The following is a 12,026-nucleotide window of genomic DNA, read 5'->3' on the forward strand; positions in this document are numbered from 1 at the left end:
GAGGGCTTTTATTCAACAGTTTGGATGTTATCCTACAATTCCCATGGATTTGAACCATATAAAAATCTTATCCTCTGCTTGATTTCCTCTAATTTAAACCTCTAATTTCTCTATATAAAAGATTGCCCTCCATTGATTTTTTATATTCTTTACTCACTTCCATTTTGTGGAGTGACAATTTCCAGGTAATTTTTATCATTATATAGTAAAATTTAGGTAGTCCTGCAATATAATAAAATCATCGATCATCTCTTAAATGAGGAGGAAAAGCGATGTTTGAAGAAGTATTGACTCATGCTCACCCCATTATAGTGCATTTTCCAATTGCACTAATCATTATCGCTACGTGTTATGATTTATTTTGGATTATAACAAAGCGAAAGTTTTCACCGAAGCAGGGTTTTTGGCTGTGGGCGGTTGCGTTTATTAGTGCTTGGATTGCAGTAGGTACAGGACCCGAGCATGATGCTAGAGGAAACACAAATGTATTTGAATACCATGAAAGCCTGGCGGATATTGCCACCATCCTGGCTTTTCTAGTTGTTGCTTTCCGCGCTTTCTTTATTTTTAAAAAGAAAGAATTCCTCAGGTTTTCACTGGTGACCTATTGCCTGCTTACTTTAATCTGTTCTGCTAGCATCCTTTCGGTGGGTTATTTTGGTGGAAAAATGGTCTATGATCAAGGTGTGGGAGTCAAAATGGATGGCAAATTTGTCAATCCTCCAAAAACGGAAACTTTTCACCACGATGATTAATCAACTTCATTCATAAAAAAAGCTTGGATGTTTCATCAATCCAAGCTTTTTTTGAGCCTCTTTTTTGTATTTTAAAAACAAGATCTGGTGTATGCGCATACAATAATATTGATCAACTAATGACAGGAGGTGAATTTTTATGAGTTCTAATCATTCTTCCTGGAGCATTTTCGGAATTTTCCTCGGCTTTTTTACAGGTGTAATCTGGTTGTTACTCTCGTTATTGGGTTTCATTTCTAAATTTTTTGGACTAATCGGCCTAGGAGTTCTTGGCAATATTTTAAACCTTATTATTGCAGTAATTGGCTTTCTTGCATTTCTTCTCTTTGGATTATATGTATTTAAGAAAGCTTGGCATTGGTGCAAGTGAATATAGGAAAATATAATTATAAAAGCGGGAAAAGGTTGCTGACAAAAGAATTGTTAACAACCCTGACCCGCTTTTCCTTTTTTATAAACATACATAATTGAGATTTTTTTATTCATCCCTAATTTCATTCTGCCCACGAAAAATGACCCTCACCAAGTTAATTTGGTAAGGTCTGAACATTCTTGTTAAATGATCCTGATAAGGTTTAATGATTGATTTTTTCTTGCAGTTTTTCGTAATAAAGATCGGCATCCATCGGAAATTCAATGGTTCGGTTTAACCAGGATGATAGATAAATGGCGTTGGCTAATTCTACTCCCTTTAATCCTTCTTCACCTGGAGCGAGTAAGGGAGTACCGTTTACAATGGCATTAATCCAATTTTGAATGATTCCCAAATGACCTGGGTTTTTGCCTTTGATAGGTATATCAATTTTCCAGCATTCAGGCTGCCCGAAACCGCCTGTAAAGGTTGCATTAAAATATCGTTCAGATTCAGTTAGACGATAAAAAATAAGATCATCATTTTCAACTACCATTTTCCCACGATCACCCACAATTTCTAAACGATTCGTTCCAGGCGCTTCACCGGTTGATGCTATAAAAACCCCTGTAGCACCATTCTCATATTCAATAAAAGCGGTGACATCATCTTCAACTTCAATCTCGTGATATTTTCCATTATGACAGAAAGCATGCACACTTTTGGGTGTCAAACCGGTCGTCCACTGAAGTAAGTCTAATTGGTGCGGGGCTTGATTTAATAAAACACCGCCACCTTCACCTTGCCATGTTGCTCTCCATTTACTTAAATCATAATAAGATTGGGAACGATACCAGTCTGTTATGATCCAATTGATACGTCTAATTTCACCTAGTTCACCAGATTGAATCAATTCACGTAATTTCTGAAATAGTGGATTGGTCCGTTGATTAAACATAATTCCAAAAACTTTGCCACTTGATGCCGCGGCTTCGTTCATTTCTATCACTTGTTTTGTATGTACACCCGCCGGTTTTTCCACAAGTACATGAATATCTTTAGAAAAAGCCTTTTGTGCTAATTCAGAGTGACTATAGTGCGGTGTAGCAATGATGACTGCCTCAATACCAGATTCATTGAAAAAGGCATCTTCGTCTTGAAAAAATTGCACTTCACCTGAGGTATTATTTTTCACCCATTCTTGTTGACTTTCATTCCGGCCACAGACAGCTGTTAAGGTGGCGTTATTGATTTGTCCTTGATCCAATTGAAGTACATAGGATTTCCCCATTACTCCAATACCAATTATGCCAACTTTAATTTTTTTCAAGTTATAACCACCTTTTCCTAAACGCTCTTAACGTTTATAGTTCATCTTTATTAAATTTTATCCTTAAATGCATTTTATCAGAATTTCAAATAAACATCCTGATTTATTGATAAAAATTTCATGGGTTCTTTGTTATAACCGATTCTAATCTTAATCTACTCATTTCCTAAGTTTTCAATTTGTATAAATAATGTACATCTCCTTTTGGCAAAATAACCAAATAGTTAATTGAACTACCGATATCAGTTTTTTGGGGGAAGAAATTTTGGAACATTCATGGCTTTCTTTGATACCGTTTCTTATTGTAATTTCCATGTCAATCTGGCTTAAAAATATTCTGCCAGGTCTTGTCGCAGGGCTGCTGGTGGGTTCTCTGATTGTGAAAATTGATTTATTAACAGGAACCTATCAATCAGTATCCTATATCGTCACCACCTTGTCTGAAGCGGATAATATTAAAATCATTGGGTTTCTTTATTTATTTGGCGGATTGGTTGGAATGATGAACATTTCTGGCGGCGTTAAAGGTTTTTCGGAATGGATTGGGACAAAAATTAAGACAGAGCGCGGGTTGCTTGGACTGATCTGGCTCACTCTCCCTTTTACGTTTATGATGCCGATGTTTCGGATTATGATGATTGGTCCTGTCGTTAAATCATTGATTAATAAAATGAATGTGTCCAAGCAAAGGATCGGCCTAATGATGGATATTTCAACAGAATCAGTCATTGTCCTTTTGCCAGTGGCTACTGCCTTTGTGGGATTCATGGTCTCTTTAGTAGAAGGAAGCATTAGAAAGCTTCAAATAGACATGTCTGCTTATCATGTATTTTTACTCAGTATTTTGTTTGATTTTTTTGCGATTGTGATGTTGGTTATAGGCATTATCCTTACCTTTTGGAATCCTGTGGCAAAAAAAAATCAATCAAGGAATAAACTCGATCAAGACCTGCTAGATGCGGAAGAAAATGAATTCCACCGCATGGGAATACAAAAAGAATTATCCTTAGTGAAGGCTCAACCGTGGAATTTAATTTTCCCAGTTTTCTTGCTCTTGAGTTTGTCCTTATTTCTTTTATGGCAAAATGGTACAGCTAAAGGGGCTAAAACAGTATTTGAAGCATTTTCCATTGCGGATGCCACCTTTGTCATGCTTTTAGCTGTTTTTATCACACTTGTCTTATCCTTTATTTTTTACATTATCAGAAGGCAAAAATTACATGAAATTTTGTACCATTTTTATGATGGCGGTAATCAAATGATGGAGGCCATCAGTCTGCTAGTCCTCATTTGGTCATTGACACTTGCGGCAGAGGATCTTGGTTTTTCAAAATTTATTAGTTCTACATTAGGGGCGTTCTTACCAGCATTTTTAACTCCTGTCACCATTTTTGTGCTCGGTTCTTTGATCGGTTATTTTATTGGTTCCTCCTGGGGAACCTGGGGATTGTTTATGCCATTAGGTATGTCCTTAGCTGTTTCAACAGGGGCGTCTATCCCGTTAACCGTCGGTGCTGTATTTGCAAGTGGAGCTTTTGGTGCCTTAACCTCTCCATTAGGTGATACAACTATTACGACAGCTTCGATTCTCGATATGCCGCTTGTCGATTATGCCCGTTATAAATTGAAGATATCTGTGGTTGGAGCAGCCATTGCGATTATTTTATATTTTGTTAGCGCTTTTCTATTTTTTAACTAAACTCAGTTCCTCTTCTCAGCCAGCACAACCGTTTTGGACAAAAGCTTGTTAAAATGTTTTCATCTTTGTATCTTTTTCAACCATTTTACTAAAATAATAATTTTGACCTTAATTATGTGATATATTGGTCTCATTAATATTAAAAATCTATTATAAAATCAATTATCAACAAGGAGAAAAGACAACATGGTACTCTTTTGGGCATTTCTTGGAAGTTTAGTACTAACCATTCTATTTGATTTTGTTTATTCAAAAATTGAAGACGATAGAGAAATAGAAAAATCTTGACAAGCCTTAAATATAAACAGAGCATATAATATGCTTCCATATTCTGTGTATAGGGAATTTCGCAGTTGTTATAACGTATTAAACGCATATTCGTTCACAAACAAAGAGCTTGGAATCCAAGCTCTTTTAATTCTAATAGTACTATATTACATTCCCCAACTTACCTTTACCTATTTCTATGTTTAAATCTAATAGGTAGTTTTTTATTAACTATATTCTAAACTTACTTTACTGGAACAGACTCAAAAGGCCATGAGGGAAGTGGTTTGCGGACCTGTTTATCCTCACGATAACCCAGGGCATATTCTCCCTGCATTATCGTGTGAATTTCACGTGTTCCTTCATAAATAACTGGAGCCTTTGAATTCCTTAAGAAACGCTCCACCGGATATTCATCCGAATAGCCATAGGCACCATGTATTTGGACAGCATCATTGGCTGCATCAAAGGCAGCATCACAAGAAATCCATTTGGCTAGCGATGTTTCTCTTGTATTGCGTTTGCCTTCATTTTTTAATGTCCCTGCTTTGTAGACGAGTAGACGAGAAATTTCCAAATTCGCGCTCATTTTTGCAATCATTTGTTGAACAAGCTGGTGTTTGCCAATTTCCTTGCCAAATGTTTTTCTTTCGTGACAGTACTTTAAGCTAGCTTCTAGACTGGCATTAATCAACCCACATGCACCAGCTGCTACGGTGAAGCGCCCGTTATCTAGTGCAGCCATGGCAATTTTAAAGCCTTCTCCCTCTTCTCCAATTCTGTTCGCAGCAGGGACAGTTACCCCACTTAAAAAGACTTCTCCTGTATTTCCGGCACGAATTCCTAATTTCCCTTTAATTGCTTTTGTCGTTACTCCCTCAAAGGTCCGTTCGACGATGAAGGCTGAAATCCCTCTTGAACCGAGAGTGGCATCTGTTTTAGCAAAAATAAGGAAATGGTCCGCTACATCACAAAGGGAGATCCACGTTTTTGACCCGTTTAGGACGTACGTATCACCATCCCTAATCGCTGTCGTATTCAACGCTGCTACATCGGATCCTGCATTCGGCTCTGTTAATCCAAACGCACCAATTTTTTCTCCTTTAGCTTGCGGCACTAGGTACTTTTGCTTTTGCTCTTCGGTTCCCCATTGCAATAATGTCATACTATTTAAGCCGGTGTGGACGGAAACAGCTGTACGATAGGCAGTATCCCCACGTTCCAGCTCTTCACAAACAATTGCTAAGGTGTTATAATCCATCCCGACGCCGCCGTATTCTTCAGGTATACACACCCCCATCAACTGTAGTTCAGCCAATCTCTTTAAAATACGTGGCTCAAAATGATGGTTCCGGTCCCATTCCTGAATATAAGGAATAATTTCTTTATCTACAAATTTACGTACCGTTTTCTGAACGTTTTCTTGTTCTTCGGTTAAATGAAAATTCAGCACCGATCTTCCTCCTTATTTTGTTATGTGTTATTCGATCATGCTATGTCCACCGTTAAAGGACAGCACTTAATTGGAATATTTGGCATGAAGCTGTGCCGCGATAATGTTTTTCTGGATTTCCGATGTCCCTTCATAAATCCTCGTTATCCTGGCGTCACGGTAAAATCGTTCAATTGGGTATTCGGCTATATAACCCAGACCTCCGTGAATTTGCACGGCTTTGTCGGCCACTCTGTTATAAATTTCAGAACCTAGTAATTTCACCATTGCTGCTTCTTTGATCACTTTCATATTTTGATCAACCATCCACGCGACCCGATAGGTCATTGCTCTTAGTGATTCAGTTTCCATCGCCATTTCTGCTAAATAATGCTGGATAATCTGCTGTTCAAAAATCGGTTTGCCAAATTGAATTCTTGTGTGAGCATAATCGAGTGACATTTCCAGTAATTTATCACATGATCCGAGATTTCTTGCCGCGAGACCTGCACGGCCATTGGCAAGAATTTTTAGAGCATTCACATACCCTTGACCTTCTTCACCCAAAACATTTTCTGCAGGAACCTCGCAGTCCTCAAAGAAAATTTCTGCAGAATGGGACCCATGCAGGCCCATTTTCTTTTCCTTTTTTCCAATTTTAAAGCCAGGAAAGTCCTTCTCAACAATGAAGGAGGTAATCCCTTTGGCACCCTTAGAGGGATCGGTTACAGCCATGACGGTGAATACATCGGCTAGAAATGCATTGGTAATGTAGTGTTTGCTTCCATTTAGGATATATTTATTGCCTTTTTTGACAGCTGTTGTTTTTAGATTAGTAGCGTGCGAGCCTGCACTTGGTTCTGTTAACGCAAAGGCTCCGATGCGATTTCCTTTTGCCATTTCCGGTAAATATTTTCTCTTTTGATCTTCATTGCCCATTTCGACAATTCCAACCGAACCGATTCCCGTGTGCCCGCCAATAACAGTGGTATAGCCATTATGGGTGCGGCCTAATTCCTCATACGCCGCACATTTTCCCACCATGCCTATGCCTAAACCGTCGTACACCTCCGGGATGCTTAAACCAAACAGGCCCATTTCTTTGGACATTTCTAAGAGTGTTCCAGGGATTTCATCCGTTTCTTCAATTTCCTTCGCATACGGTTCGACTTCATGGTCGACAAATTCTCGAATCCCTTGTTTAAGCGACACAATATCGTCCGACAATCTAAAATCCATATGTTCCCACATCCCTTCTTAATGGTTATAGGTGTATAAAACTTTTCAGGCATTAAAAACAGGAATCCAGTATAGGGAAACACGTCCCCCATACTGGCGTTTGATCAAAGCATCGTTAACCCCCCGCTGACCGACAGGGTTTGCCCTGTTACGTAACCTGCATCATCCGACACGAAGTATGCTACCGCCCCCGCAATATCCTCCGGCTGTGCTAAGCGCCGGAATGGAATCGCTTTTTCTAATGCCCCTGTTAGACCTTCATTGTATGATCCGATTTCTTGAAATAGCGGTGTGTTACTTGGACCTGGTGCAACACAATTTATGTTGATCTTATGGCGGGCCATTTCCCGGGCCAGCGTTTTTGTCAAAGCAACCACCCCTCCCTTGGCAGCTGAATAGACTGCTTCGCCACTTGAGCCTACTCTTGCGGCATCAGAGGCAATATTCACGACCTTCCCGTAACTGTTTTCAATCATAATCGGTAAAATTTCTTTACATGTATGAATCTGACCCATTAAGTTAATATCAATTATTTTCTTCCATGTATTTGGCTCGCTTTTGAGAAAAGGCTCTACCTTATCCCAGCCTGCATTGTTGATTAACACATCTATTGTTTGAAAATAATTCACTGATTCTTGGACAGAGTTTTTAACACTTTCTAAGTCCGTAACATCACAATAGACCGCTATAGCTTCACCATTTTTTTCTTTAATAATAGAAACCGTTTCTTCCGCCCCTCCGGTATTGATATCGGCTACAATTATTTTTAAGGAACGGGAAGCTAGTAATCTTGCAATTTCTCTTCCAATTCCGCTTCCTCCTCCTGTCACAAACGCTACACGTTGTCCCATGATGAATCCCTCCATTTTTCCTAATTGGTCTAGCAGCTTATACTCGATCCGTTAATTTTTCCTGAATGATTGCCCGTAATCGAAACTTTTGAATTTTGCCACTAGGTGTTCTTGGGAAATCCTCAATCACCTCTAAATGTTCGGGCCAATAGTGCTTTGATACTCCTTTATCGGTTAAATAAGCTTGCATGGCCTCCATCGTAAGTAGAGCTTTCCCCTCCTTCATACTAATAAAGGCACAGGCTCGCTCTTGAAGTCGGGCATCAGGCATTGCAACAATTTGTACAATCGAGATGTCGGGATGTTCGTATAAAATATTTTCAACATAGGCTACAGGGATGTTTTCACCGCCGCGAATGATAATATCTTTGTTGCGGCCTGTGATTCGAATGTAACCGTCCTCATCCTTGACTGCCCGGTCTCCTGTTATAAACCAATCCCCCTCAAACTCAGACTTCGTCAGCTCCAAACGTTTTAAATAACCAACAAATAATGCAGGCCCACTGACCAGTAAATCACCCTCTACATTTGGCGGGAGCTTTTGTCCATTGGGGTCAACTACCTTCACAGCCATTCCTGGAAATGGGGTTCCATCCGTGCTGGTTAGCTTATCTTCTGTATCATTTGCCAGCGTAAGTGTCACTAAACCATTTTCAGTTTGACCCCAGCCTGAGAGAATCCGACACGGCAGCTTTTGTGCTGCCTGTTTTACAAGCGTTCTTGGTATCGGTGCGCCAATCGCTGCAAAGTATCGGAGTGAACTTAAATCATATGATTCAATCTCCTTGACTTGAATCGTATCTTGTAAAAAAGGTGTCGCAGCTGTGGTAAAGGTGATTTTCTCCTTTTCTATTAATTCGATAAATTCTTTCGGATTCCAAATATCCTGATAAACCGCAGTACCTCCATAAATAAATGGTAAGCGAACGCCATAAAGGAAACCCGTCTGATGGGCAAATGTCGAGGCCATGAAAATGACATCGTTTGACGTTAATTTCAAGTGATCTGGCCAAAGCTCGGAGGAATAGGTGACCGTATTATGGGTATGCATAACTCCTTTTGGCTCCCCCGTGGTCCCAGAAGTAAAAATAATTTCAGTAATTTCATTGGGGTCAATAGGTATCCTATCTAACTCAGATGGATCTCTTCGTTCCTCCCATGGGACATCAATAAGGTTTGAAAACGGTTTCATTTCAGTCGGCACATTTTTCCCAATCACATAGATATGCTCCATTGCAGGCCATTCTGGTAATAGTCTCTCGATCATTTCCGGATAATTGAATCCACGGAACTCATCAGGGACAACAATCATCTTTGATTCTGCAAGTTTGACCATAAAACTAATTTCCCGATCGCGGTAAATAGGGATCAACGGATTACTGATAGCCCCAATTCTTGTAACTGCAAGGTGCAGAATGACAAATTCATTCCAATTAGGTAATTGAAATGAGATAACATCTCCCTTTTTCAATCCTGTCTCTAGCAATCCAAGAGCGACACGGTCTACTAGCTTACCAACCTCTTTGAACGTATAGCGGCTGTTTCTATCAATAATGGCAGTTTTTTCAGGGTTCTGTTCAATCGCTTGTTTTAAATAATCGAGGATGGTTTTATTTGACCAACCCGATTCGTACTTTTTACAAAGTTCTTCGGTTAAAATCGTTTCAAAACTCATAGCATGATTTCCCCCTTAAAATAAGAACATTTGGTTACACCCGAAATTTCTTGAAATCAACCGGCCGTTTTTCTACAAAGGCATTTCTACCTTCTGCTGATTCATCCGTTTTGTAAAACATCGCTAGACTTGCCATTGAGAGCTGTGAAATACCTTCTATATTAGCCGAATCTGCATTAAAGGAATATTTCAGCATTTTTATCGCTGTTGGGCTTTTTTCAACTATTTTCGCTGCCCATTCTTCAGCCGCAGCCATCAGTTCACCTTGAGGGACAATCTTATTTACCAATCCCATTTCCTTGGCATCTTGTGCTGTGTATTTTTCACATAAATACCAAATTTCCCTTGCTTTCTTTTCACCAACAATCCTTGCCAAATAGGCAGAGCCTAAGCCAGCGTCGTAGCTTCCTACCTTAGGACCACTTTGACCGAAAATGGCCGTTTCCGAAGCAATTGTTAAATCGCAGACGACATGCAGAACATGACCTCCACCAATCGCAAAGCCATTAACGGCCGCAATTACAGGCTTGGGAAGGGCACGAATAGTCCGGTGAAGCGCTTCAATTTCTAAACCGATGCCCCCGCCTAGACCTCCGGTGCTGTCATAGCCACTATCGCCTTTATTCTTTTGATCACCGCCAGTACAAAATGCCTTTTCGCCAGCACCTGTTAAAATAACAGCACCAATTGTGTTATCATCCCAGGCATCCCGAAAAGAAAAGATTAATTCTTGTACCGTCTGGGCCCGAAATGCATTGTACACTTCAGGTCGGTTAATCGTAATTATGGCAATTCCATCCCTTTTTTTGTAGATTACGTCTTGTAGTTCCATATTTTCATGCCTCCTGTTCTTTTATCATCTTCAAAATGAGTTGTCCTTTTCCTACTTATATTCCAAAACTATTGATGCATATCACTTTTTCTGTAATTAATTACTATGTCTATTGTAATCAATAGTTTCGATCTAGACTGTTATCGTTTCGCCGATCTGGACAGGATGTAAATATATTAAAACTTTCTTCTTTAATAGGGACGAAATTCTCTGCCAATTAATTCTTTCGCAATAACCATTTGATTAGCCTGGGCCGTGCCATCTCCAATTTCCAAGCCAATGACATCTCGTAGCCTTTGTTCAAGCGGCAGTTCTTTCGTATAGGCATAATGCCCATTGAGTAACATACATTCATGAATGGCTTCTTGACTGTATTTTGGACCTAGCCATTTTACAGTCGAGGCCTCTTTTGTATGCTTCTTGCCCTGGTCACGGAGCCAAAGTCCGCGATAAGCTTGCCACTTGATTAATTCTAATTGTGTGGAATGGGTGACGATTGGAAAGGAAACACCTTGAAATTTCGCCAATGGTTTTCCAAAGGAATGCCTTGTTTTAACATGTTCAATGGTTTCATCGATGCTTTGCGTGGCCGCCCCTACACATTGAAGTCCGATCAGGAGCCGGCTCAAGTCAAACCCATTCATTACCTGAAAAAAGCCGTTATTCTCTAACCCAATTATATTTTCCACTGGTACCTCTACATCAGTTAAATAAATAGAGCCTCTTCCAATCGGGATATTTCCCATATCCTCATAGCCTTTACATTCCACACCTCGTAAGTCCGACGGGACAATGAATGCACTGATCCCCTTACTACCCGAATTTGGATCTGTTTTCGCAAATACAATAAATGCATCCCCAAATGTTGCTGCGCTGATGCCAGATTTTTCCCCATTTAAAATATAGCGATCCCCCATATGTACAGCAGTCGAGCGAATTCCTGCTGCATCTGTTCCTGCCGAAGGTTCCGTTATCGCCACACCGACAATTTTTTCACCACTGGAAATGTGAGGAAGCCATATTTTTTTTAATTGCTCTGTTGCATGATTGGCAATGATTTCGGAAGCCAATGCGTTCAGCATGACAGCATAAGTTAGATTAAAATCTCCTCTGCCAATTTCTTCTGCGGCTATTCCGGCTGTAACACATTCTGCTCCGCTTCCACCATATTCTTCTGGTATTCTCATGCCATTCACGCCAAGTTCCCCAAGCTTTTTCCATAAATGCCTTGGATGTAGTTTTTCACGATCCCATTTTGTGTATTGTGGAAGTAGTTCTTTTATGGAAAAATCCCTTAGCATCGCTCGAAAATAATCCTGTTCTTTACTAAATGAAAAATTTAACAAGCGAACCCCTCCTTACCCATTAATATTGCAAATTCCATGCCAACATTGTTTTTGCTATTCTTATGGCTTTATAAATTCAATAGTTTGCAATTCCACTATTTTTTCGCGTTTCTGCGAAACATTCTTGCGAAATCCTTTTTTACAAGAACCTTTTAGACTGAAGTGAATTTAAATCTTCTATTATTAACATATTATGTATGTATAATCATATGACTTTCAGAGGTTAAAGTTGATTTCTACCTATTGAT

At 39.6% G+C, this 12,026-nt stretch carries 10 protein-coding genes; 3 read left to right on the top strand and 7 right to left on the bottom strand.

The window, feature by feature from the left end:
• The first annotated feature begins 272 nt into the window (after positions 1-272).
• Both AC3ANL_RS15130 and AC3ANL_RS15135 read left to right on the top strand, forming a co-directional pair.
• Positions 273-755, top strand: coding sequence for a DUF2231 domain-containing protein (locus AC3ANL_RS15130; protein ID WP_488325264.1), 483 nt, complete (start codon positions 273-275; stop codon positions 753-755).
• A 139-nt stretch (positions 756-894) separates the two neighbouring features.
• The gene (locus AC3ANL_RS15135) at positions 895-1,125 is read left to right on the top strand and encodes an ABC transporter (protein WP_488325265.1); all 231 of its coding nucleotides are present in this window, start codon (positions 895-897) and stop codon (positions 1,123-1,125) included.
• A gap of 205 nt (positions 1,126-1,330) precedes the next feature.
• Here AC3ANL_RS15135 and AC3ANL_RS15140 read toward each other — a convergent pair whose 3' ends face one another.
• Entirely contained in the window at positions 1,331-2,437 is a 1,107-nt protein-coding gene (locus AC3ANL_RS15140; protein ID WP_488325266.1) for a Gfo/Idh/MocA family protein, read from the bottom strand.
• Positions 2,438-2,702: 265 nt separating this feature from the next.
• On the opposite strand from AC3ANL_RS15140, the gene AC3ANL_RS15145 reads away from it, so the two are divergent.
• A complete protein-coding gene (locus AC3ANL_RS15145; protein ID WP_488325267.1) occupies positions 2,703-4,136 on the top strand; it encodes a Na+/H+ antiporter NhaC family protein in 1,434 nt (477 codons plus the stop codon).
• 511 nt (positions 4,137-4,647) lie between these two features.
• Here the strand turns inward: AC3ANL_RS15145 and AC3ANL_RS15150 are convergent.
• From AC3ANL_RS15150 to AC3ANL_RS15175, 6 genes are all read right to left on the bottom strand, one after another.
• On the bottom strand, positions 4,648-5,853 hold the full coding sequence (locus AC3ANL_RS15150; protein WP_488329736.1) for an acyl-CoA dehydrogenase family protein: 1,206 nt from the start codon (positions 5,851-5,853) through the stop codon (positions 4,648-4,650).
• A gap of 69 nt (positions 5,854-5,922) precedes the next feature.
• Positions 5,923-7,074, bottom strand: coding sequence for an acyl-CoA dehydrogenase family protein (locus tag AC3ANL_RS15155; protein WP_488325268.1), 1,152 nt, complete (start codon positions 7,072-7,074; stop codon positions 5,923-5,925).
• 104 nt (positions 7,075-7,178) lie between these two features.
• Complete coding sequence (locus tag AC3ANL_RS15160) at positions 7,179-7,925, bottom strand: SDR family NAD(P)-dependent oxidoreductase (RefSeq protein ID WP_488325269.1); 747 nt, start codon at positions 7,923-7,925, stop codon at positions 7,179-7,181.
• A 37-nt stretch (positions 7,926-7,962) separates the two neighbouring features.
• On the bottom strand, positions 7,963-9,600 hold the full coding sequence (locus AC3ANL_RS15165; protein WP_488325270.1) for an AMP-binding protein: 1,638 nt from the start codon (positions 9,598-9,600) through the stop codon (positions 7,963-7,965).
• A gap of 34 nt (positions 9,601-9,634) precedes the next feature.
• Positions 9,635-10,432, bottom strand: coding sequence for a 1,4-dihydroxy-2-naphthoyl-CoA synthase (gene menB, locus AC3ANL_RS15170; RefSeq protein WP_488325271.1), 798 nt, complete (start codon positions 10,430-10,432; stop codon positions 9,635-9,637).
• 191 nt (positions 10,433-10,623) lie between these two features.
• Positions 10,624-11,778 (bottom strand): acyl-CoA dehydrogenase family protein, encoded by a 1,155-nt coding sequence (locus tag AC3ANL_RS15175; RefSeq protein ID WP_488325272.1) that lies wholly within the window; start codon positions 11,776-11,778, stop codon positions 10,624-10,626.
• Positions 11,779-12,026 lie beyond the last annotated feature (248 nt).

The sequence above is a fragment of the Neobacillus sp. DHD-1R genome (genome assembly GCF_057747995.1).